Raw genomic sequence first — 24,022 nt, forward strand, 5'->3', positions numbered from 1 at the left:
CAAGCGCCCGCTACACTATTGAGATCCAACCAACGTTTAAACAACGCGTCTTAAAATGCTTTCTCCAATCTTGTAATGATCAAGGCCGGTTCCCGCAATATCTTCAGGCTTGTAGACATTGCGTAGATCGAGCAGCACATTACCGTCCATGCTTTCCGCAATACGCCTGAGATTGAGTGCGCGATAGGCATTCCATTCCGTCAGAAGCGCCACCACCCCTGCGCCCTCTGCCGCTTCATAGGCCGAGTTGCACCAGATCACATCGGGCAGGACCGCCTTTGCCCCTTCCATGGCCTCTGGATCATGGGCTCGCACTAAAATCCCCGCTTTCAAGATAGCTGTTATAATGTCAAGCGAGGGGGATTCGCGAATATCGTCCGTATTGGGTTTGAAGGCCACTCCAAGAACCGCCACACTATCTGCGCCGCATTCTCGCGCAGCAGCAACGATGCGCTTTGCCATCGACTGCTTGCGCGCCTCATTGACCGCAATCACTTCCTCGATCAACGACTGCGGTGCGTCATACTTCTTGCCCGTCGCCGCGAATGCGCGCGTGTCCTTGGGAAAGCACGAGCCACCAAAACCGGGACCGGCATGAAGGAATTTCGAGCCGATACGATTATCCATGCCGATGGCGCGAGCAACTTCCTGCACATTACCACCGGTCTTTTCGCAAAGATCGGCAACCTGGTTGATGAAAGTCACTTTCATGGCCAAGAATGCATTGGCGGCATATTTGATGATTTCGGCATTTTCCAGCGAGGTAATCACCATCGGCGTCTCGCGCAGGTAAAGCGGGCGATATATCCGCTGCATGGCGGCCTTGCCGCCCTCGTCTTCCACTCCGACCACGACGCGATCGGGCCGCATGAAATCCTCGATCGCCGAGCCTTCGCGCAGGAATTCAGGATTGGACACCATCGAAAATTCCACACCCGGCCGGGCCGCGGCAATGCGGTCGCGAATGCGTGCATTGGTGCCGACGACGACAGTGGACTTGATGACGACCACCGCCCCCGGCTTCATTGCAGCGGCGATCTCGTCGGCGGCAGCTTCGATATATTGCAGATCCGCCTCGCCATCGCCGCGCCGCGAGGGCGTTCCCACGGCAATGAAGATCACATCCGCATCGGCCACACTCGTCGCCAGTTCCGTGCTGAAATCAAGCCGTCCGTCACGAATATTGCGCGCCATCAATTCATCCAGGCCGGGCTCGAAAATCGTGACCTTGCCCGCCCGCAGCCGTTCGATGATCGATGGATTATTATCGACACAGGTGACGTAAAAACCGAATTCGGCAAAACAGATACCTGAGACAAGCCCAACATAACCGGTTCCGATCATCGCAATCTTAGTTATAGCACTCATCGCGAAACCAACTTATCCACCTAAAATGCGTTTTGTCTTTTGCAAGATCTTATACAACTTATCATGTGCTCTGACGAGATCGCCCTTTACTTTTTCATAATGCATTGTCCCTGAACTATGACTATCATTATTCAATTCGATAATAGAATCCGCGTCCATATTAAACCGTTCACGAAGCTCTTGCGAATGCTTCGCAAGTATATGGCTGCTGCAATTAAAAATAACGTTCCAACTTTTGTCGACTGTTTCAGTGCTTATAATATTAATAAGAATTTCTTCGCTCTGAATAAAACTACCCCCACTAGCCGTAAAACGAAGGAGAAATTCCAAATCCTGCATTCGCCGCAACCGCTCATCAAATGGGAACTGTCGGAAAACCGATATGTGCCCCGCCATTAACGAGGTGCCCAAAGCATAATGAAAGCTAGCATCTATTCCAGTTTGTGGCATTAGATAACGTGCGGCGGTATGTCTAAGCACTTCGTTCCAAACTAAACGGTTTGCAAGATTTGGGTGAATAAAATCCCCATAAAAACCGAATGGATTTCGTGGTCCTAGAAACTTCGAATTTGAAAAATGATTAAATCGACTAATGCAAACCGTATTCTGACCGTGTTCCTCTATATGTTTTATCTGCTGTTCAACTCGATTAATCTTCGACACATCGTCGTCATCAAAAAAGACGAGAAACTCGCCGCGCGCTTCCTCGACAACTACTCCCCGGCTATAACCCGCACCCATGTTCTGCTTATTTTGAATTAGACGAATACGAGCGTCTTTTTGGCTATACTTACGTAAAAACTCCGATGTGCCATCAGTCGAGCAATCATCAACTATTATTATCTCAATATTATTCTCTGTTTGATTTAAGGCAGAATGGAGGGCATAACCAATCGTATCAATACAATTGTATGTAAGTATTCCTATAGAAGCCCGCACACCGCCGCCGTCAATAGAACGATTATTTTTAACTGAAGACACCGCATCAAAACGTGCATCCAAGGGATGGATAATGCGCAACTCTTTGAAAATCGTTCTGTTAGATTCAATCGATTTCAAAATACTAAGTTGGGTGTATGGGACGCCCTTGTCTTCACTTGCTGTTATAGTTTGGATCATACATGGAGTTTCGCTGCCCACTGCGCAATAGCCCGCAGCCGCTGCACGCAAATTAAACTCCGTATCATAATATCGGCGGAGTTCCTCATTAAAACGTACTGAGCGCATAATGTCGGTGGGACAAGTCATTATACCAGAACCGACAGACCCCTTAACGCCATGCCCCTTGACACTCGTAAAAAATTCTGGGGAGTTGCGATAAAATTTAGTGTCTAGGTGATAATAAAATGCATCCGCCATATAGCGTCGAAGCCTGTCAGCTTCAACGCTGAGAGGCCGAATTCCAAATGTATGTCCTGCATTCGCTTCGTTTACAAAACGATCGCAGAAAAAGATTTTATCAATCGCGCCGTTCAGAACTCGGAGAGATTCAGAAACACGGCAGGGCAAACTATAATCATCATCGTCAAAGAGGGCAACATACTGTCCGCTTGCCGCATCGGCAATCATATTAAAACATGCTGATGCGCCAAGATTGGTGGGATTCTTTATTAGCCTTGCCTTTTTAACCCCTTGAATTTTTCGTTCGATAACTTCAATAGATCTATCCGATGAGCAGTCATCAACTATAATAATTTCAGTATTGCTATAATCCTGAAGAATTGCGCCCTCAATAGCACGCTCAATACTACTTTCCGCGTTAAAGCATGTAATGCCGATTGTAACCAACGGCAAACTTTGATTTTCTTCAAGCATTCTAATTCCCTATTGTTTATTACGCTTAGAATAATAATCAGCCAATAATATTGCCGGCGGCAAACCTAAGCCCATCATCTTATAGCGAATTGATTCTTTATTCTCTCCAGCAAGTTTCTTTATCAGCGGGGTCTTCCAGTAAGCAGTCCTAAGAAAACTCTTAAACTCTTCTCTGTTAGTATATTTACGTTTTTCTGCCCTACTTCTGAAGCCGGTATCCCTGCAGCAAAGTACCGGTAATTTCCCTTAGCGAACTCCAAGAAATCCTTTTGTTTAGACCCAATATAATTTGCTATACTTATATATAATTCGGCATGATCAAAAACGTCCTTGAACTCTGAATAGACCCTGGCGAATACCGAAAAACGCAAACCAGGCGCAACTCTTTCTAAATACCATACGAACCTCAGGAAGTAGGCTGAATAGAATGCCACTTTCTGTTCAGAACCAAATGAATTATTACTCACTAAGAAATCACGCGTGGATGAAAGCATATTTATAAACTCATCTCCCCATTTTCTATTATGGCGAGATGCATCGAAACGACTTACTCGATAAAGATAGAAATGCTCACATATTCTAATATACTTCATACCAGACAGATAACACTTAAATGCGAAATCAGTATCTTGGAAACTCGCCCCAGGCGTTTCTATCACAGTTATATTATTCTTAATTAGTGATGAACGACGGTAAACACCGCTCCAAATACTGGGTGCATTAAGAATCGCGGTATCGTTACGAAAATCCACAATCAATGGATGTTTAACCCCACCTGAAGCATGGATGAAACCATCGGTAGACGTAAGAACATTTTTAATAGTGAACAAAGGGCTAGGTTTTGAAACTATGGGGCGCGGCATCACCGGGCTCCACGGTTGATAAGGGGTTTTTACAAAATCCACATCTGGGAACTGATCAAAAATTGCGACGATTCTCTGATGGACGCCGGGCACAATAACATCATCAGATTCGACGATCGAAACCAGACTGCCCCGCGCAACCTCCAAGCCTGCATTAATGGCCCGGCCATAGCCGGCATTTTGTTGATCTACAATACGAATATTTTCTGTATTCTGAGCAAATTTTTCTAGTATAGATAAGGAATTATCCGTACTACCATCATTCACACATATTATTTCGTAGAGAAATTCTTTGTCAAAAGCAGCTACTATACTAGTCAGGCATTCAGATAGATAACTCTCCACATTGTATATAGGAACAATGATCGACAGAATAGGTACATTCATCACGGAACCAATTCAAACCATGGGTTTCAAAAAACTTTTAATTGCATATACCTTAATCTACGAGAAAGTGAAGCCCTTTAACAACCACTAATGGAGAGACAATCTCGGTAGTGGTCGCTACCTTTGAAAGTTATCAAAATATGCAGGTAGAACTTCGGTAGCCGGCCCATCCATTTTTAAACGACCATGCTCCAGCCAAAGAATGCGACTGCAGTTTTTCATCAACAACTCTCTGGAGTGGCTTGCCAAGACCAGAATTTTTGTTGAACCAACAAGATCATGCATACGTTTGTTCGCGCGTTCTTTGAAATCCTCATCCCCCGTTGATAGCCACTCGTCCATAATCAAAATTTCTGGACGCACCGAGGTTGAGGTCGCAAAGGCTAACCGCAGTTGCATGCCCGAGGAATAAGTTCTGAATGGCATATCCAAAAAATCACCCAAGCCCGAAAACTCAGCTATCGCATCAAGTTTTTCACTAATTTCCTTTGGGTGCATGCCCATCATAGCAGAACGAAGTCGGATATTTTCTCGTCCCGTCGCATCTGGATCAATACCTAGCTGGATATTAATCAATGAAACACATGTTCCTTCGATATAAGCGACCCCTTGCGTCGGCGTATAGATACCCGAAAGCACTCGCAGTAGCGTCGTTTTCCCGGAGCCATTGTGACCAATCAGCCCAACCCGATCACCTTCTTTAAGGGTAATTGTCACCCCCTCAAGGCCGCGAATTACAACCAGCCGATCAGTTTTCCGTTCAATCCTGCCGCCAGTAGCGATACTCAGAACGCGGTTCTTCAAAGACCTACTTGATGAATTGTAAATGGGGAATTCGACGCTGACGTTATCTAGTTTAATCAAACTCATCCGATTATAACCAATATGCTACACGCCAACGGTATTTTCCGAAGAAAGCCAACGTACACGCCCAACCTAAGACCGACAGTCCGATAGCAACTAACCAACTGATGCTTTCAGGAGCGTGGCCGAGTAGAGGCGCCCTAACCAACTCAATGAAATGGTAAAACGGATTAAACTCAATAAATGCTTTAGACGCGTGATCCGGCAAGATTTTTACCATCCACATAATTGGAGTTGCATAAAAGAGTATTTGCATAACATTTGTTACCACCTGTGTCATGTCACGGAATCTCGCGCACGCCACAGCAAGAATAAGCATAATCCATCCTAAATTTAAGCAAACAATCATATATCCCGGAATTACCAGGAAAGCGTTGAAGTTCAAAGGGTATCCAATAATTATTGCAGCAACAGGAAATATAATTATATTATGCATAAATATTATAATATTTCTCCATATAGTGCGCAGTATATGCGTAAAAAGTGGCATCCTTACTTGAAGTATAATTCCAGCCGATCCACTAAATGCAGTACATCCCTCCGATAGGCAGCTCGTAATGAAACTCCACATGATTATGCCAGCACATACGTGAGGCAGGTATTCGTACATTTTGGATTGAAAAAGCGTTCCAAAAATAGCACCTAGCGCCCCGATCAGGACGGCCATATTCAGGGTAAGCCAAAATGCTCCGACTCGCGACCGACGATAGCGTTGAGCAACATCCTGCCAACCAAATATTAAAGCCAAACGGTATTTGGCGAGAGCCTCTATAATATCATTTAACGCTACTTTAATGCCTGTCTTAGATCTCAACTGGTATGCCGCAGGCTCAGCGCCCTCATTCAAAGTTTCCACGCTCATGTTAGTTTAATCCCAGTAGAACTCATGCAGCCATTAATATATCTGGCAGTTAACATGGTTCATCAGCTTATCCCTGTAAGGGAAACGCTCGAAGCGAGTCAACCATTTCCATGTTGGAACTAAACTCTAAATATGGCTAAATTCGCAAAAGTCAATCTAACTGATAGGCTGCTGACGTGCTCCCGTTAAATTAGGCCATTCAGAACTGGAATTTTCCACTTATGATCCCTTATCCGGGAGAAGGAGAGTTCCATGAAGGCATCGACGTTTTCAGAGGCGCAGATAGCATTCGTTTTGAAGCAAGCAGAGGATGGCACGCCGATTGGTGAGGTTTGTCGGAAGGCAGGTATTTCAGACGCCACGTTTTATAACTGGCACAAGAAATATGCGGGCCTGATGCCATCCGAGATGAAGCGGTTGCGGCAACTCGAGGAGGAAAATGCCAAGCTGAAGCGGATCGTTGCTGATCTGTCTCTGGACAAGGCCATGCTTCAGGATGTTTTGGCAAAAAAGCTCTGAAGCCTGCACGCAGGCGAGCGCTTGTCGACACTATTAAGTCGGATCGGAAAGTCTCGGTAAGACGCGCCTGTTCGGTGCTCAAGATTGACCGGTCACTTTATGTCTACAAGTCAAAGCGCGGCGAGCAGGCTGAACTGAAGCTCAGGATCAAGGACATCTGTCAGATACGGGTTCGTTATGGGTATCGGCGCGTGCATGTGCTTCTCAAGCGTGACGGCTGGCCCGTTAATCCGAAGCGAATCTATCGTCTTTACAAGGAGATGGGACTTCAGCTGCGGAACAAGGTTCCCAAACGGCGTGTGAAGGCGAAGCTTCGCGCTGATCGCACAGATGCGACGCATTCCAACCATGTCTGGGCAATGGATTTTGTCCATGATCAATTGGCGACAGGACGGAATATCCGCATCCTGACGGTGGTTGGTACATTCTCACGCTTCTCGCCAGCAGTTGATGCCCGCTTTAGTTATCGTGGTGAGGATGTGGTGCAGACCCTGGAACGGATATGTTGTCAGGTTGGTTATCCTGCGGTTATTCGTGTGGATAATGGCGGCGAATTTATCTCTCGTGACCTGGATTTATGGGCTTACCATAAGGGGGCTCGACTTCTCCCGACCCGGCAAGCCGACAGATAACAGCTACATCGAAAGCTTCATGTATAGACGGCCCCCGCGGGCGCAAGAGGCTTTCTGCAAGTTCAGGTCATCATTCGGGTGCGTTCATGTATTCGGCCTTTAACTGCGACCGATACAATGGTCGCTGGCCCTGATGGAGTACGCGGATCGAGGCCTCATCAACGGGTCGCGCTTGAATGGCGCCTAAAGCTCTCCGGGTTTGCTCGATCCTCAGCTCCGCTGGATGACCATCTGCTGCTTCTGCACCTTACACCAACTGGATTGGGTTGCGGCCTTATGCGGCCTTAACGTGTGCCTCTCTGAACATTTCTCCATTCGTCATCATCGCCCAGATGATCCGGGCAAGCTTGTTGGCCACCGCGACGGCCACAATCATAGGACGCCGTCGTTGCAGCAAAGCGTCGATCCAAGCTCAGCCGACCTTCGCTCGCGCTTTTGGATACCGAACGATGTTCCTGGCACCGATCACAAGCAGATGACGCAGGTACGCATCTCCTTGCTTCGTTATGCCTCCTAATCGAGTTGTGCCACCGCTGGAGTTTTGACGCGGGGTCAAGCCCAGCCAGGCGGCAAACTCTCGACCAGAGCGAAACATTCTCGCGTTCGGAACGGTCGCAGCGATAGCCGTAGACGTGATTGGGCCGACACCTGGGATCGAAGATAGCAGATTACAGACTGGATCTGATCGGCCCACTTCCGCTAGCTTCGTCTCAATTCCCTCTATCTGCGTGTTCAACTCGCCGACCGTTCACATAAGACTGTTCAAATGCGAACCGGGCATGTTCTGGTAACGACGCTGCGACTTCCTCTATCGAAGGCATTATGGTCTCGATGCGTTGTCGACCTTGACCGAAGATGATTCCAAACTCAGCAAGGTGAGCGCGGATCGCACATACTGCCATGGTCCGTTGTCTCACCAGCAGACCTCGAGCTCGATGTAACATCAGGAAGCCCTGGTTGGCTTCCGATTTGATCGGAACGAAACGCATATCAGGTCGTCGGACGGCTTCGCAGATGGCTGCAGCGTCCGCAGCATCCTTCTTAGCGCCGCGCCGTACAAACGGCTCAATGTACGAAGGCGGGATCAATTTAACTTCGTGACCAAGCTTCGTCAGTTCGCGGGCCCAGTAGTGTGCGGTAGCGCAAGCTTCCATGCCAACAAGGCATGGCTTAGCACTCTGAAAGAACTTGATCATCTCGCTTCGCCGGAGCGCAGCGTTTTTAATCACTCAACCCGCGGCATCCACCGCATGGACGTGAAAGTTATGCTTGGCCAGATCAAGGCCGATTGTGCTGGCAATCATATCAATGGCTCCTGTTTGAGTTGGCTATTCATCATACGACGATCCGGGTTGGAGCGGGACCGTCTTCCCCATCAATGGCAAGTTCAGAGCCGAGTGCCTGAACGCCCATTGGTTCATGAGCCTTGACGACGCCCGCATTAAGATGGAGGATCGGTGTAGAGACTATAACAAATTCCGGCCACATAGCGCCATAGGCAATAAGGTGCCGATTTCGCTTATGAATGGCTCAACGGCATCCCCGCCGCTTTGAGCCTTAAACCCGGAAAATTCCAGCTCTCCGTGGTACAAATTCGGGGTGCACCTCAATGGGGGCCAGAGCTTACTTCAAAATGGATTATTTCAACGGGGCAAGGTCAATGCTAATCAGGATTCATGGGAATCGCTAGAGTACAGACCGTCGACAATTGCTGCATTCTCGGCGCACTCGCAGTGCGCGACATTCTCCACTGCATGGGACGCACTGATGCAACAGTAATCAAATCCAGGCTACACATCGAAGTCATCAAGGGTGACTTACCTTTCGCCGTAACCATTGGAAGTCCTTATGCCCCTAGCCTTCCCGGACAATGGAATGCACATATGGCGGTCAAGGTCGGCGATCTGATCATCGATCCGACAATTGGCCAGGCAAAATGCTTCTGGAACAACCTTCCCCAATCTGTAGTATTTCGAGACAATATGGGCGCTGGAGAGCGAGTCCGGTTGACGGAGAACTGTTCCGTTCGTTGAAAACTCGGCACATTTCTGAATGCAGCAATCACACAATTCAGGTGTAATACTTCAAACTGTCTTTCAAGGTTGAAAACATGACCCGCCACTGGCGCGTCGCGCCAGATGCCAATTACGAACGCCGTGTCCGATTTGTTGAGGACGCTCTGGCAATCCTGAGCAAGACCGCACCCATTGCCGCTTAACGTCCGGCAGTGTTGAACATTTTTCGTATTTGGCAGCGACAGCCGTCGCCACGGCTCCGCTCACCTTCAACCCGGAAAAGAAAACAAAGACGATTACAATTGAAAATGCGCAGCAACTGCAGCACATCAAATCGACAATTTACTGGGAAACGGATCTCGAGAAGAATGGATACCATTTCCTGTCCTGGAAAGCACGCGCGGAGCAGGATAATCCAGCACCGGTCCGACTGCCTATACCGAGATTAAATCGGGCAGTGGTTAACGTCCGTTAAGACCGCACTCGCCTTCTTGGCCTTCTCATTCTAAACCAGGGCGCAGGTTCTTTTGCCTCGACATACGACAGCAAGCGTAAGGGCTGTGGTTGCAGATGCCCCGTAATGACCGGATACACATCAATTTTCTTTTTCATCACCGTCAAACTGGCAATGTTCGTATATCGTGTATCTCCCTGCGTTCGGCCCAGATGCCCGGTAATGTCTTCTATAGTCGACATTTCTATCCCCTTCTGTTTCAGCGTGTTGATGAAACCATGCCGCAACGCATGGATTGCGCTACTCCAAAGCTGATCACCGAGCCCCGTTTCCGCTTTCAGCAAAGGGACAAAGCTCTTGTAGAAACGATCACCGGTATCGTTTTTGCGTCCTGGAGCGACCAATTCTGGAAATAAACATCTGTGTCCGAGTTCCTTCAAACGCTTTGCGGAATCGATAAAACCCAGTCGGATAAGCTCATCTGGTACGGGGAGATCGCGTTTTGATTAGAGGTTCTTCAATCCTCGGAGCTCATTCTTCCGAATTTTGATGGACCACATACCTTGATCCTTTGCGTAAACCACATCATCAATCATGAGGCCCGTAAATTCGGCGCGTCTTGCGCCCAGATATGCGTAGAGCATTGGCACATAATAAAGGAACGAATGATATACGGTCTGTCCGGACTCCCGCATTTCCTTCGGCATCGGCCCGGCACAACCGGTGAACACAGGAAGCTGGAAGATCGGTTCAACCTGCTCAGAGCCAGGTTTAGCAGTCAGTTCCCGAACGGATGCGAGGCTGCGTTTCTTCGGCTTGATCCCTTTGAACGTGAATGCCCACAACATAAAACCTGATGCGACAAGATGGTTCCTGAACTGTTCAAGATTGTCAAGATGACGCCTGATTGTTCCACTCGACAAGCCGACCTGAGGTTCTGGCAAATTAAGCTTTTTTGCGCGGATTACTTCCCATTCTGTCGCCTCCCGCAATTGCACGGTCGTCATTGCCACGTAACGCGAACTTCTTCCCCATCTGATAAGGATGTTATTGAAATGCTGGCGCAATGCCGCCAGGTGGTCTGATTAATGGCACTGCTCGTGAGAACATTGTGCTCGTCCAGAATACCGCAGAAAATGCGAACGGCTGTCTTGACGCCCTTTGCAGTGTCTTCGTTCCAGTTCTCACAGTTATTGGCAATCAGAAGGTCGCACTGCTTCATGAATTGCTTTACTGGCAAGTCCTGCCCAGTAAGCTACAGTATATCAGCTGCTGATACAGGAACAGGATTTTCTACAACTGGCTGTGGCTCTGGCCGTGGAATGATGTCCGGCACAGGTTCCACGTTTACAACCGAAACAACTGATGCTGGCTGGATAGACGTTGGTTCAGCCTGCTCGTCAAGATAATCGATGAAATAGCGATCCTCGGTGCTCAGCAGTACATCAGCACGCGCTTTAAAATACTCGGCCTTCGCTTTTCGAAATTCAGGATCGAATAAGCGAGGTCATGCGGCTGCATGAGCGCGCTCAGTTCACCAGCGAAGCGTGATGATTCTGCGTCCTCGCGTTCACTACGATAGGATGTCGCGATGCCTTGGTGGAGGCTCTTCGGCACCTTCGCCTGCTCAAAAAAACGCCACCCCTGGCAACTTTCCTCTTCGAACAGGACACGGCGGGTACGGAATTTTTCCAGAAGCCTGTAAGCCCATCCGGCTTCAATATCTGCCGACAGATTGTCAATCTGATGAAACCCCGTCGGTGTGCGCTGGCCTGCAAATTGCGCGTTCTCCATATGATCATTCATCCGCGCGATTTCGGACTGAAACAATCCTTCAAGGGCTTCTTTCGACATCAATACACTTCGCGGGTTCTCTGCAATTTCATAAAGCATAAGATTAAGCTTGCGGGCCATGTGGCCTGCTGTCGATGATCGGATTGTTTGAGGCTGAATGCAAGGTGACGCGAACCGATATTGCATCCCAACTGTGCCGGAAGGCGCGCGCGCCAGTAAAAAATATTGCCGCGCCGTTGAAGATTCTGAACCTGATGTCTGACTGCCATAATGAACTCGCCGTTTGGAGCCACGAGACAAACCGACCAGGGCGAATCGGCATGTGTCATAGCTCTGTGTCACAGTTTTGTGCACAGTCGGCGAAATGGAAAAAAGCTTGAGGATTCCCAGCTAGGGAAACATTAAGAAGAATCAATAAGTCTATGATTTTACTTAAAATTCATGGCTGGGGCGCCTGGATTCGAACCAGGGAATGCCGGTACCAAAAACCGGTGCCTTACCGCTTGGCTACGCCCCAACAAATCAGATCAATGCGATCAGTTGCGCGGGCTTATAACCGCTCCCCGCGCCAAGTGCAATCATCTATTGACGGATTCTGTCAGGCTTTACAACATGCTGTATAAGGGCTGGGGATAAATGCCGGGGCGCTTTCACAATTCGGGCACAGGCGGGATTTGCGCAGGCCCTGAAAGCTGGTAATCGGATGGGAGAATTCCACATTGATCGGTTCTCGCAATGATCCTGCTGCTCGTTTCCTTCCTTGCAAGCGCCATTCTTTGCGGCGTGGGCCTCTATCTTCTATCGAGACTGTTACCTGCAAATTTTCTAGCAGCAGGCTTTAATGCGCGTTCAAACCACAGCGTTGCTGCACGTCAGATCGGTGGCCTTGCTCTTATCCCGGCCATCCTGATCTCGCTTTTGATGTTTGGCACCGATCTGGGACTGACCATCGATCTCGTTCTGTGTCTGTCTGGAGCGTGCTTGTTGCTCTGGATCATCGGTGGCCTGGACGACCGTTTCGATCTTCCCGTTTCAACGCGGTTTGGCTCACAGTTTGTTGCCGCCTGCTTCGTCGCTTATGGTCTGGGTGCAGACTTCCGACTGCTTCCTGATCTGCTGCCGCATTGGGTGGAAATGATGCTGATCGTCATCACGCTTGTAGCCGCCATCAATGTCACAAACTTTATGGACGGTCTCGATTGGATGACCGCTGCAGGCATCGGCGTGCCTCTCGCGGGAATCGCGCTGCTGACAGCCTTTCGGCTCTCTGGCATGGAAAGCGGCTCAATTGCTGCGATAGCGGCTGGTGGGCTCTTGAGCTTCGCCTTCTTCAATCGGCCACCAGCAAGCATTTTTCTGGGCGATTCCGGTAGCTTTCCACTCGGCCTCATCGCAGGCACCGTACTGTTATTATTAGCGCATGAAACACATATAATTGTCGCGCTCATCCCGCCGCTCTATTACGTGCTGGATGCTGGGACGACGATCATTTTGCGAGGCCTGGCAGGCGAGAACATTTTGAAGGCGCATTCAAAACACGCCTATCAAATTGCCAAGCGGGCAGGCTGGAGCGTGTTGAAAGTGGTGAGCCATGTCGCGTTGCTCAATGTCATCCTGATAGGCTGCGCGGCCGCAATCATGATTTTCGATCACGCGCTTTCGCAGATCATATTTCTGCTCGTCGCTGTTGTCGCCGTTCTATTGCTATTGCTTGATTTCCGCGGCCGGTTTAGAAAGTTATAACTTCAAAAAGCACTTTGCGAACTGCGGCCACATCTTCGGTCTCCATCGAAGCCCTCAAAGCACTCAGACTTTTCGGGACGTCCACGGCAATTTTCTGGCCCTTTGGCGCGCGCATGATCTTTGGATGACGCGTTGTCTGAGCCTGCGAAGGATCGTAGAAGAGCTCTTCATACATCTTTTCGCCTTGACGAATGCCTGTAACCTCAATCGCAATATCACCACCAGGATTATCGGCGTTACGCACGGTAAGTCCAGCGAGCAGGATCATATTTTCTGCCAGATCGCGAACCTTGACCGGATCACCCATCTCAAGAAGCACGGTATCGCCGGATTGAGCAATCGCTCCGGACTGCACAATCAGTTCCGCAGCCTCTTTAATTGACATGAAATAGCGGGTCATGTCTTCATGCGTGAGCGTTATGGGGCCGCCATTAGCGATCTGTTCGCGGAAAAGCGGCACAACCGAACCGTTGGAGCCCAAGACATTGCCGAAGCGTACTGAATAGAACGTCTTATTACGCCCGGTCTTTTCAGCAAGCGCCCCGTAATAATAGACCACCAGCTCGGCCCAGCGCTTGGTCGCGCCCATGACATTCGTCGGGCGCACAGCTTTGTCCGAAGATATCAGCACCATACGTTCAACATCTGTCTCAAAGGCCGCTGCGGCAACGTTCAACGTGCCAAACACATTGTTATAGATGCCGACAAGCGGGTTCTGCTCGACCAGCGGAACATGCTTATAGGCCGCACAATGATAGACCGTATCAACGGCATGAATGCGGATGGTTTTTTCAACGCACTGCTGATTTGCGACCGTGCCGAGCACCGGAATGACGTCACATTGCGCAATCTGACGTAACTGTCGTTCAATCTGATAAAGCGCAAATTCACTCGATTCAAACAGCACAATGCAGCTGGGATTCCATTGTGCAATCGTGCGGCACAGCTGGCTGCCGATCGAACCACCTGCACCTGTCACCATAATGCGTCGGCCTTCAACAACCTCACGCAGAAGATCGACATCAGGCGGCACAGGCGAACGACCGAGCAGATCGTCGATTTCGACATTGCGCAGCGCACTGATCAGATATTTGCCTGCCGTCAGATCAGCTATCGGCGGCAAGATGCGGGTGCTTACCGGAAGGCGACCGAGCATACGTGCGAGTTCCTGTCGTTGCTTTTGATCGATTTCCGGTTCGGATATGAGGACCTGACGAACGCCGAAGTTCTCGATCAGACTTGGGATGCGTGCGATATCATAAACACGCATGCCAATGATATCCATCCCACTGAGCGTGCCGGTAGGATCCACGAAGCCAATGACATACGTGTCGCTATGGCTTTTGAGTGCGGTTGCCAGCTGGCGCCCCGGCTCACCCACGCCGATGATCAAAGCTGTACTTGAATAGGTTTTATTTGATTCAGCACTGCTCAACAGCCATTTAGCACCGAACCGGCTTGCAGAAATGAGAACCGTGCTCAGCAGCCAATAAAGAAGCGGGACCGAACGCGGTAGACCAGCGCCGCCATAAGATTCCATCAGGAAGACCAGCGCCACCCAGAAGAGCGCGGCAATAGCTGTTGCCTGGAAAATCGGCCAGATAGCGCGCTCAGCCAGATATCGGATAATTGCCCGATAAAGACCAAAACGAATGAAAACAGGTATCGCCAGAGCCGGAGCAATGGCAATCAGGAAAATCTGTATTTGCGTCGGGACGAAAACGAAACCAAGACGCATGACAAAGGCGAGATAGGCACTCAGCAACAACAAGATGCAGTCGCTAAACAGAAGAATAATCTGCTTACCGAAGCGCGGTAATAAAGCCAGTCTCTGCCATGGATATCTGAAACTCATACGAATATATCCTGCCCCCTCAAGGCGAGAATGCGAATAATCGCGGTTGAGGATTCGACTAAAACCGACTCTTTTTTACCAGTGAAATCAGATATCTAACTCAGATATCCGAGCGTTTAACCAGCCAAATAGTCGCACCATTAAAATGAGTCTCCCCTGCGGAGCCATATCAATTGACATTGCACGCCATCACGAAGATTACGCGATCCCTCCTTAATTAACTTATTTCATTCGATTTCTCTTAATAATAACATCCGATTTTGTTTTATGAACTTAGGCCGTGTGGACGAATTGACTCAGGTATAAGTTTTCCGGTTCCAGCCTTTCTCTCGACGTGATTCAGATATTGCTGACGTGATTTGGAGGTCTGCAATGTGCACCAAAATGACAGAGAGTGATTATGAACTGGCACTGGAGGTTTTTCGAACTTGCCTACCATCCGTTGGCGCGAAAGCAAAAAATGACCGCCTGTTTCCTTGAGGCATAGCATTATTTCACCCTTCACAACATCTCCTGGCGGGCTTTGCCTGAGCAATTTGGTAACTGGAACAGCATATGGAAACGTTTTGACCGCTTGGGTAAGGCGGGTGTTTTCGAAGACTATTTTTCCATTTTGGCTGGACTTGATGAAAGCGCTCATCTGATTGCTATGTTCGACAGCACCGTCATTCGCGCCCATGTATCTGCAGCCGGTGCTAAAGGGGGCAGGAAGGTCAAGCGCTCGGCCATTCTCGGGGAGGGTTTGGAACCAAAATCCATCTGAAGACCGATCGCAATGGTCAGCCCCGTGGGTTTGAACTGACCGGGGACAAAGCCTCTGATAGCAAACAGTTTGAGAGCCTCATGAAAACTGGCCCTCACGTCAGGCACCGCGCTATCATTGCTGACAAAGGCTATGATAGCGACGTTAATCGAGAGATTGCGCGAAAGGTTAGCCCTGTCCCTGTGATACCTTACAGATCAAACAGGCGGAATATTCCGAAACATTTCGCCACGGCACTTTATCGAGGTCGTGCACGTATCGAACAAATGATGGGCAAGCTCAAACCGTTCAAACGTGTCGCACTACGCTGCGAGAAAACAGCAAGAAACTTCCGATCCATCGTCGCTATCGCAGTTGCTTTCATCTTAATCAAATCCGTCCACACGGCCTAGTGATTTCGCATAACAATTACGTACGGCATATTTTATATAATATTGGATAAAGTTCATTACCCCGTGTCCACAAGATTGCTGATTTAGTGTGGTGGATTTGGCGTTCCTATCATTTGTGTTGCATTCACATTTAGGAACTTCAAATCCGTAAACCACATCAGGTTCAAAAGTTTAATAGTATGGGTTCGCCCATACTAGTAGCTTGCCTCAGATAGATTTCCGCTACCAGCTATGACTTCATCTCGATTGCGAACTGAAAGCCTGATATGGCACCAAGTGTAACATCCCATCGCCAGGTAGTGGCAGCGCTACGTGAAACCTGCCACAGAAAAACGGGCTTGGGCTACCCCCCATTCACAAGTGTCAACACCAATTGCTCGACATTGCCGCCTGAACCCATTTCGATACGGTCAAAATCCCGGCCCTGCTGACGCTGAACAGCGACCAGTGCATTGATACGATCGATCAATTCGCGTCGCATTTTCTGACATTTTGGATCGTTGGGAATGGAAAGCCCGACCGTGGTCCGCACGATCTCGCGCGTCATATCCTTGGCGGTTTCGCCATGCACAAGCTCATGCTTATAGATACCATCATAAAAACGCTCCCAGTTTTCTTTCACTGGAGAGGATAATTTCTGCGATGGCTTTGGCAGCGTATAGGTGATTTTCAGTTTCGGCTTTGCCGACACAATCGTGCAGCCATTGTTGGAATTGTCAAATTTGCGATCCCATGTCAGCACATAGGTCGTATGCGCAATAACGCGCGCAATTCCAATGCGTGGCCCTTTCTGGCCAATGGATTGGTAAAGCTCTGGACCTGTGCGACCGCTAATCGCATAAGGCTTTATAATTTCGACAGCTTTCCAGTCGTCTTCTGCCTGCGCCTGGCCCGACATCACAACACCGAAAACAATACCAAACACATCTATGCGCACGAGAACTCCAACCAAACGGAAAATCACTGCGCGCACGCTACAGTATCAGAGCGCAGCGCAGAAGCCCTTTCATGCCCTCGACGGCTGAGAATAAATTTCTGGTAAAACGGCACTATAGGAATGATTGACTATATCTTCATATTTTCGTAGATACGTAATTATGAACAATAGCGACCCAATCGACCCGGGTGTAAAAACCCACCTCGCGGCCGACAAGGCAAGTGAATTTCTCAAAACAATCGCCAACAATCACCGGCTGATGATCCTTTGCCGGTTGCACGGAGGTGAGAAGTCTGTGGGACAGCTTGCCGAGTTAATTGGCCTACGGGATTCGACTGTCTCACAACATCTGTCTCTGATGCGCCGCGAAGGAATTGTTGCCAGACGACGTGATGGCCAGACAATCTGGTATCGCGTTGAAAGCGATATTGCGCAGCAGGTGATGGCGGTCATTTGCAAACATTTTCAGATGCCAGCAAACAGCTAGTTGGTGACTGAAGGCAACTGCTTAAGCGATCATAAAGAAGTATAGATCATGACTGACCAGACCATCGCCAGACGCAATATTTTCGTGCTAACCGCAGCACAAGCTCTGGGCGCTGCAAGCCCACCGATCATTATTTCGCTGGGTGGACTCGTCGGCCAGCAGCTTTCTTCCGATCCGGCGCTGGTTACACTTCCCGTCAGTTTATTCAGCCTTGGGCTAGCGCTTGGCACCCTGCCAGCCGCATTCATCATGCGCGCCTTCGGACGCCGCAACGGCTATTTATTAGGCGCGTGTTTTGGCATCTCGTCAGGCCTTGTGGCAGCGCTTGGCATTTTCACAAGCTCGTTCCTTATTTTCTGCCTCGGAACCTTCATTGCAGGCTTTTATGCGTCTTACGTGCAGAGCTACCGTTTTGCGGCAACCGATGCCGCGACAGGCACACTGAAAGCGCGTGCCATTTCATGGGTCATGGTGGGTGGGCTGATAGCGGCCATCATCGGGCCGCAGCTTGTGATCTGGACGCGGGACGCGTTGTCAGAAACGCCCTATGTCGGCAGCTTTATCAGCCAAGCAGCACTCGCGCTGCTCGCTATCCCTGTTTTGATGCTGTTTCGCTCGCCCAAGACGGCAAAGGCCGCCCTTGCCGGAAACATGGGCCGTCCATTGACGCAGATATTGCGAAACCCACGCTATATCCTTGCTGTCGCCGCGGGTGTGGTTTCCTATGGCCTGATGACCTTCGTCATGACCGCTGCGCCAATTGCAATGGTCGGCCACGGCCATTCTGTCGATCATGCCGCACTGGGCATTCAGTGGCATGTGCTGGCGATGTTTGCACCGAGCTTTTTCACCGGTCTGCTGATTACCCGCTTTGGCAAAGAGCGTGTAACTGCCATTGGCCTTTTCATCATTGCACTTTCGGCAATCGTTGCCTTATCAGGCGTTGATCTCGGCCATTTCTGGTTTTCTCTTGTTTTGTTGGGTGTCGGCTGGAATTTCGGCTTCATTGGTGCAACGGCTATGGTTGCTGATTGCCACACACCGGAAGAACGCGGCAAGGCACAGGGCGCAAACGACTTCCTCGTTTTCGGAACGGTTGCTTGCGCATCTTTCTTCGCGGGATCACTGCTGCATTCGTCCGGCTGGCAGACAATCAACTGGCTAATCTTCCCGGCGGTTGCATTCATTCTAGTTCCGCTGGTCTGGCAATCTGCACGAAAGCAAAAATCCAGAATATTATCCTAGCATCGGAAGAATACAGTATTCGTTGAACGAAGCGGATTTCGGCGCTAAAGGTTTCAATCGAGCAGGAATCTGCAATTCATGCGTAGCAATGTGTTAAAGAAATAAATGTTGCTCACCTAAAAATAGAGCTACCAAAGATCTGTGGCCAAATCGAGTTCAAATTGCCCTCCGTGCCTTCCCCCGTATTTTCCGTTATATGTTCCCACACGCACTCCCCCGTGCGTTATATCGCGACCAAGGGATGTTAAAGGGCGATCACCGCTTTGCCGCATAATCGGATTGGCATGTATGGGTCCTTTAACATGAACCTCATCACTTCTATAAAACATACCACCTAATTTATCTTTTGAATTTTCAATATTGTCTGCAGTGTATGTTTTTTCAAAAGAACTGAAAAGCTCTTTATAGCTTTCATCATTTTCTTTAAAAGCCAATTGAGTTTCCAGCGAAACACTCCTTCCGCCTTTAACATTATAGACGGAAAAAACATCTCCATACCGATCATTAAAATCTTTAATAGGTATTATGTGATGCGTATCTGTTCTGATCCTGTAAAGATAGGGAACATTTAAGTTTCCAAGACCAGATAAAACGTTTTCGTTAGCTGCGCCGAGGATTTTTAGCCTCGCTACTTCAAAAGGAAAGTCTGCAAAAACATTTATGTCTGTATTTAAAAAGTTCTTCACCCCCTCAATAGATCCTGAAGAAAAAACAGTATCATCACCAAAAAATGTTATATTGGGCGGATGTATCCCATGATTGTATCCACCAAAACCACTCCCCATGATGTGGGAAGGAGACCTTCTATCATAACGATAGACCGTCAAAGAAAAAGGTTCTGCCTCAAAACTTCGCCAGCGATTACTGGGCGACGGCCACATATTATCCTCATTAGCCATATCAATACCATAGAGAGAAAAAACTAGGGCTCAATCATAGCATGCTGTGGTGCTAAGTCGTCTGGTTTGTTTGACAGCCCTCAACCGTTCAACAAATCAATCTCGACATTAAAGTGTCGCCGCAATTACAGCCTCTGCAACCGCATATTCACAAATACCTATCAACAACACAAAAAGCCCGCCCTGATCGCTCAGGGCGGGCTTTTTTAAATAAACCGCGAGATTTACTGTTCGATTGTGCGGTTCCAGCGATTATTGAGCTGCTGACGACCTTCGTTGACGGCATCCCAATCGAGCGTGTTGGCTGTTTTCATGTAGCCATTAAACGCATCGAGCTTGGCCTGCGCTTCCGGCGTGCCGGCCTTCGCCTTCAGGTTTGACGGGATCACATTGCCATGATCAAGCGCCTTGCTCTGCGCATCAGCCGAAAGCAGATAATGCGCCAGCTTCTGGCTCAGTTCCGGTTCGTTGTTGCCAGCAAGAACGCATTCGGTCACTGCAAGAATAACGGAGCCTTCCTTTGGCTGTGCATATTCAACCGGAATGCCCTTGTCCTTCAGATTGTTGACGCCGGTTGGGGTCAGCGGGAAGATTGCTGCTTCGCCGGTCTGAACCATTTCCGAAATCTTGGCCGATGACGGGATGAACTCCAGAACATTCTTGCCAATGGTGTCCGGAAACTTTTCAAAACCTGGTTCGAGGTTCTTCTCGTCGCCGCCCTGAATGCGGTTGAACATCAGGAATGCATGCAGACCAAAAGTCGAAGCCGAAGCCGACTGAAACACAACGGCCTTGTTGAACTTCTCGTCCGCGAAATCCATCCACGAGGTCGGAGCAGCCCAGCCCTTTTCGTCAAAGAGTTTCTTGTTATAGGCAATACCGGTCATGCCCATATCGACGCCGATTGCCATGTCGTCTTTCAGACGCGCTGCTGGCTGAATGTCGGCGAGAACGGCATCATCAGTAATTTTCTGGCAGAGGCCACCATTGATTGCGCGGACCATGACGCCATCATCAAGCAGCATGACGTGCATCTGAGGATTGTCCTTCTGCGCAGTTGCTTTGGCAAGAATATCCGCCGAAGTGCCCGGAACGACGACAACCTTGACGTTGTTGGCCTTTTCAAATTCCGGCAGAACGTGCTCGGTATAGGCGCGCTCCATGTTGCCGCCATTCATGCCAATATAGAGCGTCTTGGTTTCAGCCGATGCGCCCGATACGAAAGCTGTCGACAGGCCGAGTGCCATTGCCGCCATTGCAGTAATGTGTTGATTTTTCATGCTTAGTTCCCTTCCATGTTAAGCTTGATATTGGTTGAAGTAAAACGGTTGATCGAAAAGGCTTCGATCGGTGTTTCTGTTTCGCCTTTGGTTGCGAGATCGCACAGAACTGCGCCCACGGCAGGTCCGGTCTGGAACCCGGCACCGTTAAAACCGAAGGCGTGATAAAGATTTTTGACCCGGCTGCTTGGCCCGATCACCGGATTATCATCCGGCATTTCGGCTTCAGTGCCCGACCAGAAGCGAATAACCTGCGCATGTTTGAGATGCGGGAAAAGCTCAATCGCCCGCAGCATCACTGCGGATGCCGCATTGACTGAAGGCCGCGAAAAATCCGGATTTTCAAGCGGCGTACCGCGTCCGCCACCCATTACATAATTGCCGCGGGTGACCTGACGACCGTAGAAGCCGCCGCCTTCTTCGCCAAGGCTCATCGGCAAGCAAAACGGCATTGGCTCTGTCACAACCATTGTGGGATAAATCCGCGTCAACGGAACCGGCTCACCGAACGAAGCCGCAAACTGACCTGACCACGCCCCCGCGCAATTGAACAGAAGGGGAGAGCGAATTTCGATGCCGTTTCCAGCCAGAATGGCAAAGCCGTCACCAGTCTCACGCGCTTCAATGACCGGTGTGTTTTCCAGCACGGTGGCACCTGCAGCCTGTGCGGCGCGGGCAAAAGCAGGCGAAACCAGTCGCGGATTGGCATTGCCATCTTCCGCACAAAGCGAAGCACCGGCCACATCGCCCGGAAGCCATGGGAAACGTTCGCGCACGGCATTGCCGCCGATCAGTTCAAGCTCCAGGCCGAGCGGTTTGACTTCGTCGGCATAGGCTTCAAGCTTGGCGAAATGCGCTTCTGTTCGGGCAAGTTTCAAATGTCCGCTGCGGCTATATTCGCCATCAATGCCGATCAGTTCCGGCAGCCGCGCCCACAATTTGTGCGAACGCTGGGCCAGCGGCAGCTGTTCCGGCGCGCGGCCCTGCCTGCGAACGCCGCCATAATTGACGCCGCTTGCCTGCGCACCGCAAAAGCCCTTATCGAGCAGGATGACCGACAATCCGGCCTGACGCATGAAAAGCGCCGCCGATCCGCCGACAATCCCGCCGCCAATAATAACCGCATCCGCCTGAAGTTGTTTCATCATGACGATGCGCCTTCCCTGGACGGAGCGCCAAAGCCGAGCGGGATCGGCTTGACCGGCGCCTGTGCACGGATACGCCCGAATTCTGCAGGCGTTTTGTCCTGCAGCGACGCCAGAAGTTCGGCGGCGGCTGCGGTACACATGCGCCCCTGACAACGGCCCATACCGACACGGGTCAGCGCCTTCAGCCGATTGATCTCACGCGTGTCGCCCTGGCCGATGACGTCTTTTGCGTCACGCACCGCAATTTCTTCGCAACGGCAAAGCGTGACTTCATTTGCAACCGTGTCGAACCAGTCGCGCGGGAACGGAAATGCTTTTTCGACGATCAGGCGCTCGCGATAGATATGATCGAGCTTTGTGAGAAGCCCGCGTTCCATGTCTTCGTCAAACGGCAGGCCCATGTCGCGGAGCAATGCAATCGCGGCCAATGTCCCCCGAATTTCAGCGGCATCGGCACCGGCAATGCCTGCACCGTCACCCGCCACATACACACCGTCGCGGCTTGAACGACCAAGCCTGTCAGCTGCAGGAAGCCATGCACGGTCACGTTCTTCAAAGCGGAATTCGCATCCGGCGAGATCGGCAAGCTGGGTTTCAGGACGCAGCGCAAAACCATAAGCCAGCGCATCGCACTGAGCCTCGCAAACGCGCTTGCCCGTGCGAAAGCGAATGCCTTCGACATGGACTTCGCCCAGAACCTCATCCGGCCGGACATTATAATGGATCGGCACGCCACCAAGTTTCAGACGCAGACCATAATAAGCGCCGAGCGCCACAATGCGCGGCGCATAAAGCGCGAGATGTGCCAGATGAAACTTGGAGGTGAAGGGTGCCGTGTCGAGAACCGCTACGACCTTTGCACCGGCATGATAATACTGCCAGGCCACCAGATAGAGCAGCGGTCCCGACCCCATGAACACCACCCGCTCGCCAACCGTACAACCTTGCGCTTTGAGTGCGGTCTGCGATGCGCCAAGCGTATAAACACCGGGCTTGGTCCAGCCTTTAAAAGGCAGAACCCGGTCGGTCGCACCGGTCGCGAGAATGAGATGGCTGTAGGCCAGCTGGCTATGCGAGCCATTGGTCAGCAGATCAAGACGATCGCCCTCGCCGCGCGTGATATTCCAGACGAGCGTTTCCGGGCGATAATCGATTGCGCCGCGCAACGCGTCAAAAGTCTTGTGCAGCACTTCAGCCTTATGCGCTTCCGATCCGTAACGCGCTTTATAGCTGCGGCCATCATCAAACGGCGGACGGCGATAAATCTGGCCACCGGATCGAAAGCCTTCATCAAGCACAATGGGCTTAAGACCCGCTTTGACCAGCGTTTCAGCGGCGCGGATGCCTGCGGGACCAGCGCCAACAATAACCGGATTGAGCAACGCGCTCATAATGCAGGCTCCGTCACAAAGGACATACCATCTTCCAGAAGTGTCGTGCAGGCGCGCACCCGCCCCCCTTCATTGGTCATGACATGACAATCCTGACACGCGCCAATCAGACAGAAACCCGCACGCGGCTCCCCGGTAAATTCGGTATGACGCAACTTTCCCTGCACCGAGAGAATGGCGGTCAGCACGGTATCGCCACGGCGTCCCTCAAACAGCACGCCGTTAAGCGAGAAGCTGACCGGCTGTTCATTCAGCCGATAACGTCTGCGAAATTGCGCCACGGCAGGCAAAACCGGGATTGACATGATT

At 50.2% G+C, this 24,022-nt stretch carries 22 protein-coding genes, 1 tRNA gene and 3 pseudogenes; 8 read left to right on the forward strand and 18 right to left on the reverse strand.

Going from position 1 to position 24,022, the window contains the following annotated elements:
* Window positions 1–36: 36 nt before the first annotated feature.
* The 5 genes from U2P60_RS01295 to U2P60_RS01315 form a co-directional block, all read right to left on the reverse strand.
* Window positions 37–1,368 carry a UDP-glucose dehydrogenase family protein gene (locus U2P60_RS01295; protein ID WP_413570919.1) on the reverse strand — a complete coding sequence of 444 codons (1,332 nt, stop codon included), beginning with the start codon at window positions 1,366–1,368 and terminating at the stop codon, window positions 37–39.
* Between the two features lie 12 nt (window positions 1,369–1,380).
* Window positions 1,381–3,183, reverse strand: coding sequence for a glycosyltransferase family 2 protein (locus U2P60_RS01300; RefSeq protein ID WP_413570920.1), 1,803 nt, complete (start codon window positions 3,181–3,183; stop codon window positions 1,381–1,383).
* A gap of 122 nt (window positions 3,184–3,305) precedes the next feature.
* The gene (locus tag U2P60_RS01305; protein WP_413570921.1) at window positions 3,306–4,433 is read right to left on the reverse strand and encodes a glycosyltransferase; all 1,128 of its coding nucleotides are present in this window, start codon (window positions 4,431–4,433) and stop codon (window positions 3,306–3,308) included.
* A 117-nt stretch (window positions 4,434–4,550) separates the two neighbouring features.
* A complete protein-coding gene (locus U2P60_RS01310) occupies window positions 4,551–5,303 on the reverse strand; it encodes an ABC transporter ATP-binding protein (RefSeq protein ID WP_413570922.1) in 753 nt (250 codons plus the stop codon).
* 4 nt (window positions 5,304–5,307) lie between these two features.
* On the reverse strand, window positions 5,308–6,159 hold the full coding sequence (locus tag U2P60_RS01315) for an ABC transporter permease (RefSeq protein ID WP_413570924.1): 852 nt from the start codon (window positions 6,157–6,159) through the stop codon (window positions 5,308–5,310).
* Window positions 6,160–6,411: 252 nt separating this feature from the next.
* Here U2P60_RS01315 and U2P60_RS01320 point away from each other — a divergent pair.
* Window positions 6,412–7,329 (forward strand): annotated as a pseudogene (locus U2P60_RS01320) (IS3 family transposase); the annotation flags it as partial.
* Window positions 7,330–7,584: 255 nt separating this feature from the next.
* Here U2P60_RS01320 and U2P60_RS01325 read toward each other — a convergent pair.
* Window positions 7,585–8,539, reverse strand: a pseudogene (locus U2P60_RS01325) (IS110 family transposase).
* A 148-nt stretch (window positions 8,540–8,687) separates the two neighbouring features.
* Between U2P60_RS01325 and U2P60_RS01330 the strand changes: the two are divergent.
* Together U2P60_RS01330 and U2P60_RS01335 are read left to right on the forward strand one after the other, a co-directional pair.
* A pseudogene (locus U2P60_RS01330) lies at window positions 8,688–8,864 on the forward strand (integrase core domain-containing protein); the annotation flags it as partial.
* A gap of 122 nt (window positions 8,865–8,986) precedes the next feature.
* Window positions 8,987–9,343 carry a hypothetical protein gene (locus U2P60_RS01335; RefSeq protein ID WP_413570925.1) on the forward strand — a complete coding sequence of 119 codons (357 nt, stop codon included), beginning with the start codon at window positions 8,987–8,989 and terminating at the stop codon, window positions 9,341–9,343.
* A gap of 453 nt (window positions 9,344–9,796) precedes the next feature.
* Here U2P60_RS01335 and U2P60_RS01340 read toward each other — a convergent pair whose 3' ends face one another.
* From U2P60_RS01340 to U2P60_RS01360, 5 genes are all read right to left on the reverse strand, one after another.
* Window positions 9,797–10,219, reverse strand: a complete 423-nt coding sequence (locus U2P60_RS01340; RefSeq protein WP_413570926.1) for a hypothetical protein — start codon at window positions 10,217–10,219, stop codon at window positions 9,797–9,799.
* A 66-nt stretch (window positions 10,220–10,285) separates the two neighbouring features.
* Complete coding sequence (locus U2P60_RS01345; protein ID WP_413570927.1) at window positions 10,286–10,846, reverse strand: hypothetical protein; 561 nt, start codon at window positions 10,844–10,846, stop codon at window positions 10,286–10,288.
* Between the two features lie 367 nt (window positions 10,847–11,213).
* Entirely contained in the window at window positions 11,214–11,633 is a 420-nt protein-coding gene (locus U2P60_RS01350) for a hypothetical protein (RefSeq protein ID WP_413570928.1), read from the reverse strand.
* Window positions 11,633–11,902 (reverse strand): DUF6538 domain-containing protein, encoded by a 270-nt coding sequence (locus U2P60_RS01355; protein ID WP_413570929.1) that lies wholly within the window; start codon window positions 11,900–11,902, stop codon window positions 11,633–11,635. The genes U2P60_RS01350 and U2P60_RS01355 overlap by 1 nt, the downstream gene beginning before the upstream one ends.
* 113 nt (window positions 11,903–12,015) lie before the next feature.
* Window positions 12,016–12,090: transfer RNA gene (locus tag U2P60_RS01360), tRNA-Gln, on the reverse strand.
* A 218-nt stretch (window positions 12,091–12,308) separates the two neighbouring features.
* Here U2P60_RS01360 and U2P60_RS01365 point away from each other — a divergent pair.
* A complete protein-coding gene (locus U2P60_RS01365) occupies window positions 12,309–13,316 on the forward strand; it encodes an MraY family glycosyltransferase (RefSeq protein WP_413570930.1) in 1,008 nt (335 codons plus the stop codon).
* Here the strand turns inward: U2P60_RS01365 and U2P60_RS01370 are convergent.
* Window positions 13,303–15,171, reverse strand: coding sequence for a nucleoside-diphosphate sugar epimerase/dehydratase (locus tag U2P60_RS01370; RefSeq protein WP_413570931.1), 1,869 nt, complete (start codon window positions 15,169–15,171; stop codon window positions 13,303–13,305). The genes U2P60_RS01365 and U2P60_RS01370 overlap by 14 nt on opposite strands.
* Before the next feature lie 508 nt (window positions 15,172–15,679).
* On the opposite strand from U2P60_RS01370, the gene U2P60_RS01375 reads away from it, so the two are divergent.
* Together U2P60_RS01375 and U2P60_RS01380 are read left to right on the forward strand one after the other, a co-directional pair.
* A complete protein-coding gene (locus U2P60_RS01375; RefSeq protein ID WP_413571956.1) occupies window positions 15,680–15,934 on the forward strand; it encodes a hypothetical protein in 255 nt (84 codons plus the stop codon).
* On the forward strand, window positions 15,931–16,326 hold the full coding sequence (locus U2P60_RS01380) for a transposase (protein ID WP_413571957.1): 396 nt from the start codon (window positions 15,931–15,933) through the stop codon (window positions 16,324–16,326). The genes U2P60_RS01375 and U2P60_RS01380 overlap by 4 nt, the downstream gene beginning before the upstream one ends.
* Before the next feature lie 343 nt (window positions 16,327–16,669).
* Here U2P60_RS01380 and U2P60_RS01385 read toward each other — a convergent pair whose 3' ends face one another.
* Entirely contained in the window at window positions 16,670–17,224 is a 555-nt protein-coding gene (locus U2P60_RS01385) for a DUF922 domain-containing Zn-dependent protease (RefSeq protein ID WP_313830019.1), read from the reverse strand.
* Between the two features lie 199 nt (window positions 17,225–17,423).
* On the opposite strand from U2P60_RS01385, the gene U2P60_RS01390 reads away from it, so the two are divergent.
* The gene (locus tag U2P60_RS01390) at window positions 17,424–17,750 is read left to right on the forward strand and encodes an ArsR/SmtB family transcription factor (protein WP_413570932.1); all 327 of its coding nucleotides are present in this window, start codon (window positions 17,424–17,426) and stop codon (window positions 17,748–17,750) included.
* Between the two features lie 48 nt (window positions 17,751–17,798).
* Window positions 17,799–18,995: an MFS transporter gene (locus tag U2P60_RS01395; RefSeq protein ID WP_413570933.1), complete on the forward strand. Its 1,197-nt coding sequence runs from the start codon at window positions 17,799–17,801 to the stop codon at window positions 18,993–18,995.
* A 128-nt stretch (window positions 18,996–19,123) separates the two neighbouring features.
* Here U2P60_RS01395 and U2P60_RS01400 read toward each other — a convergent pair whose 3' ends face one another.
* The 5 genes from U2P60_RS01400 to U2P60_RS01420 form a co-directional block, all read right to left on the reverse strand.
* On the reverse strand, window positions 19,124–19,894 hold the full coding sequence (locus U2P60_RS01400; RefSeq protein WP_413570934.1) for a hypothetical protein: 771 nt from the start codon (window positions 19,892–19,894) through the stop codon (window positions 19,124–19,126).
* A 224-nt stretch (window positions 19,895–20,118) separates the two neighbouring features.
* The gene (locus tag U2P60_RS01405; RefSeq protein WP_413570935.1) at window positions 20,119–21,174 is read right to left on the reverse strand and encodes an ABC transporter substrate-binding protein; all 1,056 of its coding nucleotides are present in this window, start codon (window positions 21,172–21,174) and stop codon (window positions 20,119–20,121) included.
* Between the two features lie 2 nt (window positions 21,175–21,176).
* On the reverse strand, window positions 21,177–22,322 hold the full coding sequence (locus tag U2P60_RS01410) for an NAD(P)/FAD-dependent oxidoreductase (protein WP_413570936.1): 1,146 nt from the start codon (window positions 22,320–22,322) through the stop codon (window positions 21,177–21,179).
* Entirely contained in the window at window positions 22,319–23,713 is a 1,395-nt protein-coding gene (locus tag U2P60_RS01415) for an FAD-dependent oxidoreductase (protein WP_413570937.1), read from the reverse strand. Before U2P60_RS01415 ends, U2P60_RS01410 begins: the two co-directional genes overlap by 4 nt.
* On the reverse strand, window positions 23,710–24,018 hold the full coding sequence (locus U2P60_RS01420; protein WP_413570938.1) for a (2Fe-2S)-binding protein: 309 nt from the start codon (window positions 24,016–24,018) through the stop codon (window positions 23,710–23,712). Before U2P60_RS01420 ends, U2P60_RS01415 begins: the two co-directional genes overlap by 4 nt.
* Window positions 24,019–24,022: the final 4 nt, after the last annotated feature.

The organism is Brucella sp. H1_1004, assembly GCF_047308065.1.
Lineage (GTDB): Bacteria > Pseudomonadota > Alphaproteobacteria > Rhizobiales > Rhizobiaceae > Brucella > Brucella pseudogrignonensis_B.

Bases quoted from the DNA above. Each gene is read 5' to 3' on its own strand.
- U2P60_RS01295 (WP_413570919.1), bottom strand. From the start codon at position 1,368: ATGAGTGCTATAACTAAGATTGCGATGATCGGAACCGGTTATGTTGGG.
- U2P60_RS01300 (WP_413570920.1), bottom strand. From the start codon at position 3,183: ATGCTTGAAGAAAATCAAAGTTTGCCGTTGGTTACAATCGGCATTACA.
- U2P60_RS01305 (WP_413570921.1), bottom strand. From the start codon at position 4,433: ATGAATGTACCTATTCTGTCGATCATTGTTCCTATATACAATGTGGAG.
- U2P60_RS01310 (WP_413570922.1), bottom strand. From the start codon at position 5,303: ATGAGTTTGATTAAACTAGATAACGTCAGCGTCGAATTCCCCATTTAC.
- U2P60_RS01315 (WP_413570924.1), bottom strand. From the start codon at position 6,159: ATGAGCGTGGAAACTTTGAATGAGGGCGCTGAGCCTGCGGCATACCAG.
- U2P60_RS01335 (WP_413570925.1), top strand. From the start codon at position 8,987: ATGGGAATCGCTAGAGTACAGACCGTCGACAATTGCTGCATTCTCGGC.
- U2P60_RS01350 (WP_413570928.1), bottom strand. From the start codon at position 11,633: ATGTCGAAAGAAGCCCTTGAAGGATTGTTTCAGTCCGAAATCGCGCGG.
- U2P60_RS01355 (WP_413570929.1), bottom strand. From the start codon at position 11,902: ATGACACATGCCGATTCGCCCTGGTCGGTTTGTCTCGTGGCTCCAAAC.
- U2P60_RS01365 (WP_413570930.1), top strand. From the start codon at position 12,309: ATGATCCTGCTGCTCGTTTCCTTCCTTGCAAGCGCCATTCTTTGCGGC.
- U2P60_RS01370 (WP_413570931.1), bottom strand. From the start codon at position 15,171: ATGAGTTTCAGATATCCATGGCAGAGACTGGCTTTATTACCGCGCTTC.
- U2P60_RS01385 (WP_313830019.1), bottom strand. From the start codon at position 17,224: ATGTCGGGCCAGGCGCAGGCAGAAGACGACTGGAAAGCTGTCGAAATT.
- U2P60_RS01390 (WP_413570932.1), top strand. From the start codon at position 17,424: ATGAACAATAGCGACCCAATCGACCCGGGTGTAAAAACCCACCTCGCG.
- U2P60_RS01395 (WP_413570933.1), top strand. From the start codon at position 17,799: ATGACTGACCAGACCATCGCCAGACGCAATATTTTCGTGCTAACCGCA.
- U2P60_RS01400 (WP_413570934.1), bottom strand. From the start codon at position 19,894: ATGGCTAATGAGGATAATATGTGGCCGTCGCCCAGTAATCGCTGGCGA.
- U2P60_RS01405 (WP_413570935.1), bottom strand. From the start codon at position 21,174: ATGAAAAATCAACACATTACTGCAATGGCGGCAATGGCACTCGGCCTG.
- U2P60_RS01410 (WP_413570936.1), bottom strand. From the start codon at position 22,322: ATGATGAAACAACTTCAGGCGGATGCGGTTATTATTGGCGGCGGGATT.
- U2P60_RS01415 (WP_413570937.1), bottom strand. From the start codon at position 23,713: ATGAGCGCGTTGCTCAATCCGGTTATTGTTGGCGCTGGTCCCGCAGGC.
- U2P60_RS01420 (WP_413570938.1), bottom strand. From the start codon at position 24,018: ATGTCAATCCCGGTTTTGCCTGCCGTGGCGCAATTTCGCAGACGTTAT.